Source organism: Brevundimonas sp. (assembly GCF_029945885.1).
Lineage (GTDB): Bacteria > Pseudomonadota > Alphaproteobacteria > Caulobacterales > Caulobacteraceae > Brevundimonas.
Genome location: NZ_JAQSDK010000004.1, coordinates 161,960 through 176,485 on the forward strand (window position 1 = coordinate 161,960; position 14,526 = coordinate 176,485).

Genomic DNA, 14,526 nt, shown 5'->3' on the forward strand with positions numbered 1-14,526 from the left:
GTGGATACATGGACTGACGCGTCGTCACGCATTATGTACGCGCTTGCCGCAGCAGGCTGTCGCCGCGCGCGGCGGGGACCTGTGTGCCCCGCCGTCTGTCGCGCGACCGCGCAACCGGATGTCCGGGCGGCTTTGACCAGAGGAAGCTCTCCATGCCGTCAGTTGACAGCCTTACCACCCGCCGGGACATGACCGTCGGACGCAAGAAATACGCCTATTACAGCCTTCCGGCCGCCGAGGAAGCCGGCCTGGCCGGGATTTCCCGCCTGCCGCGCTCAATGAAGGTGCTGCTGGAGAACCTGCTGCGCAACGAGGACGGGGTTTCCGTCACCGAGGCCGACCTCAAGGCCGTCGCCGCCTGGATCGACAACAAGGGTTCGGTCGAGCACGAGATCGCCTTCCGTCCGGCCCGCGTGCTGATGCAGGACTTCACCGGCGTTCCCGCCGTGGTCGACCTGGCCGCGATGCGCGATGCCATGACCGCCCTCGCCGCCGACCCGTCGCGGATCAACCCGTTGACGCCCGTCGACCTCGTCATCGACCACTCGGTCATGGTCGACTATTTCGGCACCCCGGGGGCCTTCACCAAGAACGTCGAGCGTGAATACGAGCGCAACATCGAGCGCTATAAATTCCTGCGCTGGGGTTCGTCGGCCTTCAACAATTTCCGCGTTGTCCCCCCCGGCACCGGCATCTGCCACCAGGTGAACCTCGAGAATCTGGCCCAGACCGTCTGGACCGTGGCCGAGGGCAAGGCGACCGTCGCCTATCCCGACACCGTGGTCGGCACCGACAGCCACACCACCATGATCAACGGTCTGGCCGTTCTGGGCTGGGGCGTCGGCGGCATTGAGGCCGAGGCGGCCATGCTGGGCCAGCCGATCCCGATGCTGATCCCCGAGGTCATCGGCTTCCGCCTCGACGGTCGCCTGCCCGAGGGGGCCACGGCCACCGACCTGGTGCTGACCGTGACCCAGATGCTGCGCAAGAAGGGCGTCGTCGGCAAGTTTGTGGAGTTCTTCGGCCCGGGCGTCACCGCCCTGACCATCGAGGACCAGGCCACCATCGCCAACATGGCCCCGGAATACGGCGCCACCTGCGGCTTCTTCCCGGTGTCCCAGGCGACCATCGACTATCTGACCGCCACCGGCCGGGACAAGGCCCGCGTCGCCCTGGTCAAGGCCTATGCCGAGGCCCAGGGTCTGTGGATCGACGAGAATTCGGAAGACCCGGTCTTCACCGACATTCTGTCGCTCGACATGGCCGAGGTCGTGCCGTCGCTGGCCGGTCCGAAACGCCCGCAGGACAAGGTCGCCCTGACCGAGGCCGCCCCGGCCTTTGAAACCGCCATGGCCGAGGTCTTCTCGCGACCGGACGCGACCGCCCGCTTCCCGGTCAAGGGCCACAAGTTCGACATCGGTGACGGGGACGTGGTCATCGCCGCCATCACCAGCTGCACCAACACTTCCAACCCGTCGGTGATGATCGCCGCCGGCCTGGTGGCGCGCAAGGCCCACAAGCTGGGCCTGAAGGTCAAGCCGTGGGTCAAGACCTCGCTGGCACCCGGCTCGCAGGTGGTCACCGACTATCTGACCGCCGCCGGCCTGCAAGCCGACCTCGACGCCATGGGCTTCGATCTGGTCGGCTACGGCTGCACCACCTGCATCGGCAACTCGGGCCCGCTGGACCCGGCCATCTCGCAGACCATCAATGACAACGGGATCGTCGCCACCTCGGTGCTGTCGGGCAACCGCAATTTCGAGGGCCGGGTGAACCCCGACGTCCAGGCCAACTACCTGGCCTCGCCGCCGCTGGTCGTGGCCTATGCCCTGGCCGGCTCGATGCGGATCGACATTTCGAAGGATCCGATCGGTCAGGACAAGAAGGGCAAGGACGTCTTCCTGAAGGACATCTGGCCGACCTCGAAAGAGATCGCCGACATCCAGAAGAAGTCGGTCACCCCGGCCATGTTCGCCAAACGCTATGCCGACGTCTTCAAGGGCGACAAACACTGGCAGGGCATCGCCATCGAGGGCGGCCAGACCTACGCTTGGGACGACGCCTCGACCTATGTGCAGAACCCGCCCTATTTCGAGGGCATGACGATGGAGCCGGCCCCGGTCACCGACATCGTCGAGGCCCGCGTGCTGGGTATCTTCGGCGACTCGATCACCACCGACCACATCAGTCCGGCAGGTTCGATCAAGAAGACCTCGCCCGCCGGGGTCTATCTTACCGATCATGGGGTCGAAACTCTCGACTTCAACAGCTACGGCGCGCGTCGCGGCAACCATGAAGTGATGATGCGCGGCACCTTCGCCAACATCCGCATCCGCAACAAGATCACGCCCGAGATCGAGGGCGGTGTGACGAAGCATTTCCCGTCGCAGGACACCATGTCCATCTACGATGCCGCCATGCGCTACCAGGCCGAGGGCCGGCCGCTGGTCGTGTTCGCCGGCAAGGAATACGGCACCGGCTCGTCGCGCGACTGGGCGGCCAAGGGTACCCGTCTGCTGGGCGTCCGCGCCGTCATTGCCGAGAGCTACGAGCGGATCCACCGCTCGAACCTGATCGGCATGGGCGTGGTGCCGCTGCAGTTCAAACAGGACGGCTGGACCAAACTGGGTCTGACCGGCGAGGAGATCGTCACGATCCGTGGCCTGTCCGACGTCAACACCGGCAAGCTGCGTCCGCGCCAGGACCTGTGGGTCGAGCTGTTCCGTCCGTCGGACGGCAAGATGGCTCGCTTCCCGGTCCGCTGCCGGATCGATAACGCGACCGAACTCGACTACTACAAGGCCGGCGGCGTGATGCCCTATGTGCTGCGGAACCTCGCTCGCGACTAGGCGGTGCGGGCCTGAACGGGCCGAAGACAATCAGGGGCCGGCGGAGACATCCGCCGGCCCCTTTTGTGTTTCAGGCCTTGGGCGGGTCCAGCAGCATGGCCTCGGCCAGCAGACGGGCCTCGGCGGCGCGGCTGGATCCTCGGCGCCAGGCGACCACGATCTCGCGGCTGGGGGCGGTGGCCGAGATCGGTCGGATGACCACGCCGGGCATGTCGGCCAGGCCGGCATCGACGGCCATGCGCGGCAGGAAGCTGACGCCGAGGCCGGATGAAACCATCTGGACCAGGGTGTGGAGCGAGGTGGCGGCGAAGACGTCGTCTCCGCGCGACGGCTCGATGTCGAAGGCGGCCAGGGCCTGATCGCGCAGGCAGTGGCCGTCCTCCAGCAGGATCAGGTCCTCGGCCTTCAGGGCCCCTGGGTGGATGGCCCCGGGCACGGCCAGCCGGTGGCCGACCGGGGCTGCGGCCAGGATCTCGTCGTCGCCGATACGGGCATGGTCGATGCCCGGAGCCGAATAGGGCAGGGCGATCACCGCCGCATCCAGATGGCCGGCCTTCAGTCCGGCGATCAGGCGGGGCGTCAGATCCTCGCGGATGAACAGGCGCAGGGCCGGATAGGCGGCGTTGAGCCCCGGCAATTTGTTGGGCAGCAGGAAGGGGGCGATGGTCGGAATGATGCCCAGGCGGAAGCGACCGGACAGCGGGCGACCCGCATTCCGGGCCGCCTCGACCAGATCCTCGGTCCGGGCCAGGACGTCCTCGGCCCGGCGCACGGCCTCGGCACCGACGGCGGTCAGCTGGACATTGCCGCGCGTGCGCTCGACCACCGGGGCCCCCAGAATCTTCTCCAGCTCCTGTACGCCCGACGACAGGGCCGGCTGGCTGACGTGGGCGGCCTCGGCGGCGCGGCTGAACGAGGCGTGTTCGGCCAGGAGCTTGAGATACTGGAGCTGTCGCAGGGTGGGGAGCATGAGAGCGATATAAGGGTTCGCTATCATGAGATCAAAATCTATCGGCTGACTTCATCGAAGGTCGAAACCCCCGGTGTCCCGGTCCCCGAAATGTCGGGGACCGGGAGGTCAGGCGATCAGGCCTCGGCCCGGCGCGCCGACCGGGGCAGGTCGAAGCGGTCGGCGTTCATGACCCGGGTCCAGGCGGTGACGAAGTCGCGGACGAATTTCCCGTCCGCGTCGGCGGCGGCATAGACCTCGGACACGGCCCGAAGCTGGGAGTTGGAGCCGAACACGAGGTCCGTGCGGGTCGCCGTCCATTTTTGCTGGTCGGTGTCGCGATCGGTGCCGATGAAGGTGTCGTCGCCGTCATCGTCGACCTGTTTCCACGCCGTACCCATGTCGAGCAGGTTGACGAAGAAGTCGTTGGTCAGCACGCCCGGCCGGTCGGTAAAGACGCCGTGCTTCGACCCGCCGTGGTTGGCTCCGAGAACCCGCAGCCCGGCGACCAGCACCGCCATCTGCGGCGCACTGAGCCCCAGAAGTTGCGCCCGGTCGATCAGAAGTTCCTCGGTCGGGACGCTGAATTTGACCTGCAGATAGTTGCGGAACCCGTCGGCCCGGGGTTCCAGCACCTCGAAGCCTTCCGCGTCGGTCTGCGCCTGCGTTGCATCGGTGCGGCCGGGGGTGAAGGGAACCGCGACGGCATGGCCGCCGTCCTTCGCCGCCTTCTCGATGGCCACGGAACCGCCGAGAACGATCAGATCGGCGATCGAGACCGTCTTGCCGCCCGCCTTGTCGAAGTCCGCCTTGATGCCTTCCAGCACCTTCAGCACCCGGCCCAGCTGGTCGGGCTGGTTGACGTCCCAGTCCTTCTGCGGGGACAGGCGGATGCGACCGCCGTTGGCCCCGCCGCGATGGTCGGACCCACGATAGGTCGAGGCCGCGGCCCAGGCCGTCTGCACCAGCTCGGATACGGTCAGGCCCGAGGTGAGGATGTTCTGTTTCAATGCGGCGATGTCGGTCGCGTCGATCACCGGGCCGGCCAGGGCCGGGATCGGATCCTGCCACAGCAGGTCCTCGGCCGGCACGTCCGGGCCGAGGTAGCGGGCCTTGGGCCCCATGTCGCGATGGCACAGCTTGAACCAGGCGCGGGAAAAAGCGTCGGCGAACTGGTCCGGATTGGCCCGGAACCGCTCGGAAATCTTGCGGTAGGCCGGGTCCATCTTCATCGCCATGTCGGCGGTGGTCATCATTGTCGGCACACGGCGGTCGGGATTGTGGGCCGCCGGGGCCATGTCCTCGGGCTTCTGGTTGACCGGCTGCCACTGTTTGGCCCCGGCGGGGCTGGTGACCAGCTCATAGTCATAGTCGAGCAGCATGTGGAAATAGCCGCCGTCCCACTGGATCGGATTGGGTTTCCACGAGCCCTCGATGCCGCTGGTGATGGTGTGGTCGCCGATACCGCTCTCATAGGTGCTGTGCCAGCCAAGCCCCTGCTGGGCGATGTCGGACCCTTCGGGTTCGGCTCCAACCAGCGAGGCGTCGCCCGCGCCATGGCATTTGCCGAAGGTATGGCCGCCGGCGGTCAGGGCGACGGTCTCCTCGTCATTCATACCCATTCGGGCGAAGGTCTCGCGGATGTCGCGGCCCGATCCGATCGGGTCCGGTTCGCCGCCCGGCCCCTCGGGGTTGACGTAGATCAGGCCCATCTGGATCGCGGCGAGGGGGTTCTCGAGCACCGTCTCCTCGGTGATGCGGGTCTTGCCAAGCCACTCCTCCTCAGTGCCCCAGTAGATGTCCTTCTCAGGCTCCCAGACGTCGGCCCGGCCGCCGCCGAAGCCGAACACCGGCCCGCCCATCGATTCGATGGCGACATTTCCGGCCAGGATCATCAGGTCCGCCCAGGACAGGCTGGCCCCGTATTTCTGCTTGATCGGCCACAGCAGCCGGCGCGCCTTGTCGAGGTTGGCGTTGTCGGGCCAGCTGTTCAGCGGGGCGAACCGCTGCGAGCCTGACGAGGCCCCGCCGCGGCCGTCGCCGCTGCGATAGGTGCCGGCGCTGTGCCAGGCCATGCGGATGAAGAAGGGGCCGTAGTGGCCATAGTCCGCCGGCCACCACGACTGGCTGTCCGTCATCAGGGCGGTCAGATCGCGTTTGACGGCCTGGTAATCGAGGGATTTAAACGCCTCGGCATAGTCGAAGTCCGGCCCCATCGGGTCGCCGTTGATCCCGTGCTGATGCAGGATGTCCAGCGACAGCTGGTTCGGCCACCAGTCCCGGTTGGTCCGGCCGAGAAGGGACCTGACCGCTGCCGGGCCCCGGGCCGGGCATTTGAGGGGATCGCCGCCTGATTTGCCGTCCATGACTGATCTCTTTCCGTGATGAGTATGATTCCAGCCTAGGTCGCGATCTATGCAAAGACAAATCGATAAAGATTGTTCGAAATAACAGTTAAATCTATACAGGCCGTCACGAAGTCCGCCTCCTCGACATAGATTCTGTTTATTCGCACCTGCAAAATGATCGATTTGACTTCGCAACTGCGAAGGGCCATTTCACCGGTCATCGGCGGAGCGCTCCCCCTCTCCGCCGTCTTTTTTGTCCCTAGTCTGTCAGGAATTCATATGCTCGGTGTTGGTGAAAAGTTGCCGGAATTCAAAGTCATTGGCGTGAAGCCGGGCTTCAACGACCACGAAGAAAACGGCGTCTCGGCCTTCGAACCGATCACCGGCGAGAGCTTCGAGGGCAAGTGGAAGGTCATCTTCTTCTACCCGAAGGATTTCACCTTCGTCTGCCCGACCGAGATCGCCGAGTTCGCCTCGCTGGCTCGCGAGTTCGACGACCGCGACACCGTGGTCATGGGCGGCTCGACCGATAACGAGTTCGTCAAACTGGCCTGGCGCCGTGACCACGCCGACCTGAACAAGCTGCCGATCTGGCAGTTCGCCGACAATGGCGGCAAATTCGCCCGTCAACTGGGCATCCTCAACGAAGAGGAGGGCGTGGCCCTGCGCGCCACCTTCGTCGTCGATCCGCACAATGTCGTGCAGCACGTCTATGTCACCAACCTGAACGTCGGCCGCGCCCCGGCCGATACCCTGCGGGTCGTTGACGCCCTGCAGACCGACGAGCTGTGCGCCTGCAACCGCCCGGTCGGCGGTGAGACGCTCGCTGCCTGAAGGCGGCTGACCCCGTGATGGAAGGCGGCGGCGTTCGCGTCGTCGCCTTCCCGTCACCCGCCACATTCTTCGGGCGCTACGCCCGGCTCGCGGAGCCTCGCGGCCCGAGCGCGGCTGCGCCCGTCAACCAGACCAGCCCCCATCCGGCTCACGTAGCGAGCGACCGCGTCGCGCGCGATAGCCCACCAAGGAATCAAGATGTCGATTGACGCCCTGCGCGACCTGATGCCCGCCTATGCCAAGGATATCTCGCTGAACCTGTCGTCCCTGGCCAGTGAGACGGTGCTGAACGACCAGCAGAAATGGGGCTGTTTCCTGGCCTGCGCCCATGCGGTCGGCGTGGCCCCGGTGGTGCGGCTGATCACGGCGGCGGCCAGTGAGGTCCTGACCCCGGAGGCGGCCTCGGCGGCCAAGTCGGCGGCAGCCATCATGGGGATGAACAACATCTACTATCGTGGCCTGCATCTGATGCAGAACACGGAGTACACGACCCTGCCGGCCCGGCTGCGGATGAACGTTCTGGCCAATCCGGGCGTCGACAAGGCCGATTTCGAACTGTGGGAACTGGCCGTCAGCACCCTGAACGGCTGCGGATCGTGCATGGACGCGCATGAGGCGGCGCTGAAGACCCACGGCGTGCCCAATACCCAGGTGCAGGCCGCGATGCGTATCGCCGCCGTGGTCCACGCCGCCAGCCGGATCACGGCCTCGGAGGCGGCACTCTCGGCGTAGGGCGTATCCGGGGAGCCCAGGCGGCCCATCGCGCGAACTGATCCGTCAGAACCTCATCGACCGGCGCGGCCAGGCTGCCGACACCATCGCCCTCGACGACATAGGTCAGGGTCAGCACCTGGTCGCGCCCGATGGTGTCGGTCCATCCGAAGGTCAGGGAGGCCCGCGTTGCCCGCCCCTTGAGCGGCCCGAGCGGTGCGTCCAGCCGAACCCCGTGCCGGGCGTCCACTGTGACGACACGTCCGTGCTCAAAGGCCGAGCCGTCGTCCATCTGCTCGCAGAAGCAGGCCCCCGGCTCGAGCGGTAGCGACAGGTTTGCCGCGTTGTTGCTGTAGGTATGGTCTGCGTTCCACCAATGACGGACGTCGCCGACCGCGAGGAAGGCCTGGCCCCATCCGGCATTAACCGGCGCACTCATGCGCAGGGTGAAACTGTCATCCTGGCGATCGACCACCTCGGCGGCCGCCGGCTCGGCAACACAAAGGCCCAGGGCCGTCGCGCTCACAATTGCTTTCAGCATTCCGGATCCTCCCGGGCGGATCGGACGACCAGTGGTCGCCGCCGTCAAGTCAGGCCGGGTTGAAGGTGAGGGGTTCGCCCCAGAACTGGGCCACCAGGTCCGACTGCGGGCCCGCCTTGCCGGTCGTCAGGAATTCACGCCCGCCGTCCACACCAAGATCATAGTCCGGGTGACGCAGGAAATAGCGTTCGAGGGCGTCGGCCACCGCGGTCGGCTGGTGGATCACCGTGGTTCCGGGCGGCAGGGCGGCGGCGAACAGGTCGGCGACGATCTCATAGTGGGTGCAGCCGAGGATGGCCTTGTCCGGGTGCCGGCCTATGCGGCGACGCAGGGCGTCGACATGGTCATCGACGACCAGTTTCAGCTCCTCGGCGGGCGCACCCAGTTCGATCAGTCCGGCAAGGCCGGGGCAGGGTTCGGAAAAGACCGCGAGGTCCTCGCGACGCTTGTCGATCTCGATCTCATAGACGCGGCTCATGGCCGTGGCGGCCGTGCAGAAGACGCCGGTGATGTCGATCGCCTCGATCTTCTCGCCCCCGAACCGTTCCGAGCGTTCCGCCTCGAAAGCCCAGGGCAGGCCGGTGGCGGCCTCGATGGTCGGGACGATGATGCCGAGCACATTGACCGGGCGGCCATGGCGGGCCCGGGCCTCGGGCACCCAGGTCTGCTGCAGCCGGCGCAGGGCGATGGCGCTGGCGGTGTTGCAGGCCAGGACGATGACGCTGGCCCCGGCCTCGAACAGTCGTTCACAGCCGGCCCGGGTCAGGTCGACGATGTCCTCGCCGCCGCGCCCCCCATAGGGGGCGTTGGCCTGGTCGGCCAGATAGATGAAGTCCCGCCGGGGAAACCGTCGGGTCAGTTCGCGGTGGACCGTCAGCCCGCCCACGCCGGAGTCGAATACGCCTATCGCCATGGTGCGGCCTTTAGCCGTCCGGCCCGGCCACGTCCAATGTTCAAGATTACGCTCCGTTCATGTGACGGTCAGGCGCAATAGGCCTAGGGTGGTCTATCAGACACATTCCAGATCACGGAGCGACCATGCACAGACGCCATGTCCTCATCGGAGGCGCGAGCCTCTTCGCCCTTACGGGCTGCGCAGCCAACGGCCTTGATATGGGGGGGGCCTCGCCGGCCACCCTCGCGGAAGACGCCCGCGTCGCCCGGACGGTGTTGCCGGTCCAGACCCCGCGTGCGGAACTTCTGCAGCCGTGGACCGGCCCCTATGAAGGCGTTCCGCCCTGGGGCCAGGTCACGGCACCCAAGCTGCGCGCAGCCCTGCTGGAAGGCATTGAGTTGCAGCGCGCCGAGATCAACGCCATTGCCAATAATCCGGAGCCGCCGACCTTCGCCAATACAATGGTGGCCATGCAGATGGCCGGCGAGCCGCTGGATCGCGCCGGTGCCATCTACGGCGTCATGACTTCCAACATCGGCTCGGACGACTATCAGGCGGTGGACACCGAGGTGTCGCCGCTTCTGTCGGCCGCAGGCGACGAGATCACGTTCAACGAAAAACTGTTCCGGCGCGTCAAGGCGGTGGCTGACGGTGCCGCAGCGGCCGGCCTGACCGCTGCGCAGACCCGAATCGCCGAACGCTCGCGCGACGCTTTCGTCCGTAACGGTGCGGCCCTGAACGCCGCCGGCAAGGCCGAACTGGGTCGTATCAACACTGCCCTGTCCAACGCGTTCACCAGCTTCGGCCAGAAGGTTGTCGCTGACGAGAACGCCTACACCCTCATCCCGAACGAGGCCGGCGTCGCCGGCCTGCCCGCGTCGAACAAGGCGGCAGCAGCTGCCGCCGCCCGCAGCCGCGACCTGACCGGCTTTGCCATCGTCAATACCCGCTCCAGCGTCGACCCCTTCCTGTCCTTCGCCGACGATCGGGCTCTGCGCGAGCAGGTCTGGAAGAAGTTCGTCAATCGGGGCGACAACGGCGACGGCAATGACACCAATGCCATCATTGCCGAGATCGCAAAGCTGCGGGCCGAGCGCGCGGCCCTGCTGGGCTTCGCGAACCACGCCGAATGGCGGATGCAGGACACGATGGCGAAGACCCCGGCCGCCGCCATGAGCCTGATGAACCGGGTCTGGGCTCCGGCCAAGGCGCGGGTCACCGAGGAGGTCGCCGACATGCGCGCGATCGCCGGCCACGACATCGAGCCCTGGGACTATCTGTACTATGCGGAGAAGGTCCGGAAACAGAAGTACGATCTTGATCAGAATGAGCTGAAGCCGTATTTCGAGCTGAGCAACGTCAAGCGCGGGGCCTTCTACATGGCCGAGCGTCTGTACGGCTTCGAGTTCACGCCGCTGCCGGCGGGAAGGGTTCCGGTCTTCCATCCGGACGTCGAGGTGTTCGAGGTCAAGGACAAGGCCAGTGGTCGCCATGTCGGTCTGTTCTATTCGGACGACTTCGCCCGCGCCGGCAAGCGCTCCGGGGCCTGGATGACAACCTACCGCTCCTATTCGGCCTACGACGGCATCGACAATGTGCTGGCGTCGAACAACAACAATTTTACCAAGGCCGAAGGCGGCCAGCCGGTGCTGATCTCGCTGGATGACGCCGAGACCCTGTTCCACGAGTTCGGCCACGCCCTGCACTATCTGTCATCGCAGGTGGTCTATCCGGCCCTTGGCGGGACGCCGCGCGACTATGTCGAATATCCGTCGCAGGTGCATGAGCACTGGGTGCTGTCGCGCCCGATCCTCGACGGCTTCATGAAGCATGTGGAGACCGGCCAGCCGATGCCGCAGGCACTGGTCGACAAGGTCGAAGCCGCCTCAACCTTCAACCAGGGCTATGCCACGGTCAGCTATCTGTCCTCGGCCCTGGTCGACATGGACCTGCACACCCGGGCCACGCCGCCGACCGACATCGATGCCTTCGAGCGCGATAGCCTCGCCCGGCTGGGAATGCCCAAGGAGATCGTGATGCGGCACCGCCTGCCGCAGTTCAATCACCTGTTCACCTCGGATGCCTATTCCGCCGGGTACTATTCCTACCTGTGGTCCGAGGTCATGGACGCCGACACCTGGGCCTATTTCGAGGAGTCGGGCGACGTGTTCAATCCGGATATCGCCGCCCGCTACAAGGCGATCATCCTGGCCGAGGGCAACACCACCGACCGTGCCGAGGCCTATCGCCGCTTCCGCGGCCGTGATCCCGATGTGACGGCCCTGCTCAGGGTGCGGGGCTTCCCGGTCAGCTAGGACCGGCGACCCGAATGAAAAAGGCCCGGCGGATCGCTCCGCCGGGCTTTTTTCATGTCCGCGGCGTGGCGGTCAGCCGCTGTTGCGCAGGCCCGCGGCGACGCCGTTGATCGTCAGCAGAATCCCCTCACGGACCCGGGGGTCGGTGTCTCCAGCGCGACGTCGCCGGATCAGTTCGATCTGCAGGTGGTTCAGCGGCTCGATATAGGGCAGGCGCAGGCGGATCAGTCGGTCCAGCTCGGGCTGGTCACCCAGCAGGTCGTCCTGGCCGCTTATGGTCAGGACCGCGTCACGGGTGCGGTCCCACTCCGAGACCAGGGCCCCGTAGATGCGGTCGGCCAGGGCAGCGTCAGGCACCAGATCGGCATAGCGGCGGGCGATGCTCATATCGGCCTTGGCCATGATCATCTCCATGTTCTGCACCAGGGTGCGGAAGAAGGGCCATTCGGCGGCCATGGCCTGGAGTTCGGCCATGTCGGCCCCCTGAATGGCCGAGCCGAAACCGTACCAGCCCGGCAGCATAACCCGCGACAGCGACCAGCTGAACACCCAGGGAATGGCGCGCAGGTCCTCAATCGCGGTCGAGGCGCTGCGTGAGGCCGGGCGCGAGCCGATCTTCAGCTCGGCGATCTCGGCGATCGGGGTGGCGGCACGGAAATAGTCGACGAAGCCATCGGTCTCGTAGACCAGGGCCCGGTAGGCGGCCATCGAGGCGCTGGACAGACCGGCCACGGTCGCGCCGTGGCGGGCGGTGAAGGTCTCGTCCGGGGCCGGGCGCAAGGAGGCCAGCAGGACCCCGCAGGTCAGGGCGTCGAGATTGCGCCGCGCCACATCGGGCTCGCCGTATTTGTTGGCGATGACCTCGCCCTGTTCCGTGATGCGGATCCGTCCGTCGACCGTGCCCTGGGGTTGGGCCATGACCCCGGCGAAACTGGAGCCGCCGCCGCGGCCGACGGCTCCGCCGCGACCGTGGAACAGCTGCAGCCGCACCCCGGCCTCGCGGGTGACGTCGAGCAGGGCGCGCGACGCCTCGTGCAATTCCCAGGTCGAGGTCAGATAGGAGCCGTCCTTGTTGGAATCGGAATAGCCGATCATGACTTCCTGCACGCTGCGGGCCCGGGCTACGGCCAGGGCCGAGGGTTCGGTCAACAGCCGCGCCAGGGTCGCCCTGGACGCCCGCAGGTCATCGATGGTCTCGAACAGGGGGGCCGCCTGGATCGGGCAGGCCCCGGGCTCGGACGGCCGGTACAGGCCGACCTCCTTGAGCAGAAGATAGACCTCCAGCAGGTCCGAGGCGGCGTCGGTCTTGGAGACAATATGGGTGCGCAGGGCCCGGGGGCCGAAGCGGGCCAGGGCCCCGGCGGCGACCTCGAGAATCGCCCGTTCCTTCAGGGTCTCGGGGGCATAGTCGGCATAGGGGCTGAACAGCGGACGCTCGGAGGCCAGCTCCGACGCCAGCAGGGTCATACGGGCTTCCTCATCCAGGGCCAGATAGTCGGCGCAGACCCCGGCGGCGCGGAACAGGTCGGCGACCACCCGCTCATGGACGTCGGCGTTCTGGCGCAAATCCATCGTCGCCATGTGGAAGCCGAACACCTCGGCGGCGGTGATCAGATGGGTCAGCCGGTCGTCGGCGAAGGCGTCGCCGTGGTGGGCGATCAGGCTGTCTCGCAGCACCCGCAGGTCGGCGCGGAAGGCGTCCGGGCCGCTGTAGGCGGGGGCGGCGAACGGCGCGGGGCGGGCGGCCGGCATCCCGGTCAGAACCAGATGGCTCGCCGACAGCCGGGCGTAGATTTCGGACAGGGCGCGGCGATAGGGCTCGCCGGCGCGGTGGGGAGACGTGTCACCGGAGGCTTCGGCCAGGGCGCGCAGATCGTCGCTGATCCCGGCCAGGGAGTCCGACAGGCTGAGCTCGGCCCCGAGGGCGTTCACCTCCTCCATATAGAAGCGCAGCACGGCCCGGGCCTGGGTGCGGAAGGCGGCCTCCAGCACGGTGGCGTCGACATTGGGATTGCCGTCGCGATCGCCGCCGACCCAGGTGCCGATATGGATGAAGGGCGGCAGGTCGGGGGCGTTCAGTCGGCGACGCCAGTCGGCCAGCTGGGCCGGGGCGGCCAGCAGGAAGACGCGTTCGAGGAAGGAGACCACGGTGTCGATCTCGTCCTGGACCACCAGGCCGGTGGTGCGCACCAGACGCGTCGCCCACAGGATCACGGTCTGGCGACGCAGGCCGCGGGTCAGTTTATCCGGCGCGCAGGCCAGATCGTCGCGATCGCAGGAATCCAGCAGGTCGCTGACGGCGGCGATGCGATCGAGCACACTCTTGCGGCGGACCTCGGACGGGTGGGCGGTCAGGACCGGTGAGATCAGGGCCCCGGCCAGCAGGTCGCGGGCATCCTCCGGGGTGCGGTCAACCTCGGCCAGACGGGCCAGCGCCCCTTCGGGGGTGTCGGCGCGGGCACCCTCGGCGGACAGGGCGCGGGCATGGCGTTTACCGGCGCGGTCCTCGGCGACATTGGCCAGCAGGGAGAAGGTGGCGAAGCCGTGGGCCAGGCCGACCGCCTGGTCGAGCGACAGCTCGGCCAGCAGGGCCTCCAGCGGCCCGGTGTCGTGGGCCTCGGGATCGCGGTGATAGGCGACCGAGGCCTGGCGAACCGCCTCGATCCGGTCGAACAGGGCCGGTCCGCCCTCATCCCGGATCACATCGCCGAGCAGACTGCCGAGCAGTCGGACTTCTTCGCGCAGGCGGTCGTCGGTGGCGGGAGACATGGCGGGGTCTTTCGGGAGAGGATGAGCGGACAAGCCTATCGGGATGGCGGTGGACGGGCAGTGCCTATGGTAACGCTGAAACCCGATGTGTGCTCCGTCGCGGGGCCAGCTTGTCTTTGGCCGGGTTTTCGCGCATAAGCCCCGGCTTCCGGCGCAAGTGAACCTCGCGTCTCCACCCACACGACAGCTTTGTCGGTGGTGCTACCGCGCTTCGCGCTACTTGAGCACGGCCCTGTCGGGCTCAAGTAGGTCGACAGACCGTTAGCCCCCGAGAGAGAACGAGGTGGGCGAGAACCCCCTGCCGACGTGATCGTC

At 66.9% G+C, this 14,526-nt stretch carries 9 protein-coding genes; 4 read left to right on the top strand and 5 right to left on the bottom strand.

Annotated features, from left to right (window positions below; genetic code table 11):
* Positions 1 to 152 precede the first annotated feature (152 nt).
* A complete protein-coding gene (acnA, locus tag PSV00_RS03365) occupies positions 153 to 2,849 on the top strand; it encodes an aconitate hydratase AcnA (RefSeq protein WP_300444875.1) in 2,697 nt (898 codons plus the stop codon).
* A gap of 70 nt (positions 2,850 to 2,919) precedes the next feature.
* Here acnA and PSV00_RS03370 read toward each other — a convergent pair whose 3' ends face one another.
* Both PSV00_RS03370 and katG read right to left on the bottom strand, forming a co-directional pair.
* Positions 2,920 to 3,819 (bottom strand): hydrogen peroxide-inducible genes activator, encoded by a 900-nt coding sequence (locus PSV00_RS03370; protein ID WP_300444876.1) that lies wholly within the window; start codon positions 3,817 to 3,819, stop codon positions 2,920 to 2,922.
* Between the two features lie 116 nt (positions 3,820 to 3,935).
* On the bottom strand, positions 3,936 to 6,164 hold the full coding sequence (gene katG / locus PSV00_RS03375) for a catalase/peroxidase HPI (RefSeq protein WP_300444878.1): 2,229 nt from the start codon (positions 6,162 to 6,164) through the stop codon (positions 3,936 to 3,938).
* A gap of 282 nt (positions 6,165 to 6,446) precedes the next feature.
* Between katG and PSV00_RS03380 the strand changes: the two genes are divergently transcribed.
* Positions 6,447 to 6,980, top strand: coding sequence for a peroxiredoxin (locus tag PSV00_RS03380; protein ID WP_300444880.1), 534 nt, complete (start codon positions 6,447 to 6,449; stop codon positions 6,978 to 6,980).
* Positions 6,981 to 7,178: 198 nt separating this feature from the next.
* Positions 7,179 to 7,712, top strand: coding sequence for a carboxymuconolactone decarboxylase family protein (locus tag PSV00_RS03385; RefSeq protein WP_300444882.1), 534 nt, complete (start codon positions 7,179 to 7,181; stop codon positions 7,710 to 7,712).
* On the opposite strand, the gene PSV00_RS03390 is transcribed toward PSV00_RS03385, so the two are convergent.
* On the bottom strand, positions 7,681 to 8,232 hold the full coding sequence (locus PSV00_RS03390) for a hypothetical protein (RefSeq protein ID WP_300444883.1): 552 nt from the start codon (positions 8,230 to 8,232) through the stop codon (positions 7,681 to 7,683). The two genes, PSV00_RS03385 and PSV00_RS03390, sit on opposite strands and share 32 nt — an antisense overlap.
* A 49-nt stretch (positions 8,233 to 8,281) precedes the next feature.
* The gene (locus PSV00_RS03395; protein ID WP_300444885.1) at positions 8,282 to 9,145 is read right to left on the bottom strand and encodes an aspartate/glutamate racemase family protein; all 864 of its coding nucleotides are present in this window, start codon (positions 9,143 to 9,145) and stop codon (positions 8,282 to 8,284) included.
* A gap of 125 nt (positions 9,146 to 9,270) precedes the next feature.
* Between PSV00_RS03395 and PSV00_RS03400 the strand changes: the two genes are divergently transcribed.
* Complete coding sequence (locus tag PSV00_RS03400) at positions 9,271 to 11,442, top strand: M3 family metallopeptidase (RefSeq protein WP_300444887.1); 2,172 nt, start codon at positions 9,271 to 9,273, stop codon at positions 11,440 to 11,442.
* Positions 11,443 to 11,514: 72 nt separating this feature from the next.
* On the opposite strand, the gene ppc is transcribed toward PSV00_RS03400, so the two are convergent.
* Entirely contained in the window at positions 11,515 to 14,211 is a 2,697-nt protein-coding gene (ppc, locus tag PSV00_RS03405) for a phosphoenolpyruvate carboxylase (protein WP_300444889.1), read from the bottom strand.
* Positions 14,212 to 14,526 lie beyond the last annotated feature (315 nt).

Excerpts from the sequence above, each read along its gene's own strand:
- PSV00_RS03385 (WP_300444882.1), top strand. The coding sequence starts at position 7,179 with ATGTCGATTGACGCCCTGCGCGACCTGATGCCCGCCTATGCCAAGGAT.
- PSV00_RS03370 (WP_300444876.1), bottom strand. The coding sequence starts at position 3,819 with ATGCTCCCCACCCTGCGACAGCTCCAGTATCTCAAGCTCCTGGCCGAA.
- PSV00_RS03395 (WP_300444885.1), bottom strand. The coding sequence starts at position 9,145 with ATGGCGATAGGCGTATTCGACTCCGGCGTGGGCGGGCTGACGGTCCAC.
- katG (WP_300444878.1), bottom strand. The coding sequence starts at position 6,164 with ATGGACGGCAAATCAGGCGGCGATCCCCTCAAATGCCCGGCCCGGGGC.
- acnA (WP_300444875.1), top strand. The coding sequence starts at position 153 with ATGCCGTCAGTTGACAGCCTTACCACCCGCCGGGACATGACCGTCGGA.
- PSV00_RS03400 (WP_300444887.1), top strand. The coding sequence starts at position 9,271 with ATGCACAGACGCCATGTCCTCATCGGAGGCGCGAGCCTCTTCGCCCTT.
- PSV00_RS03390 (WP_300444883.1), bottom strand. The coding sequence starts at position 8,232 with ATGCTGAAAGCAATTGTGAGCGCGACGGCCCTGGGCCTTTGTGTTGCC.
- ppc (WP_300444889.1), bottom strand. The coding sequence starts at position 14,211 with ATGTCTCCCGCCACCGACGACCGCCTGCGCGAAGAAGTCCGACTGCTC.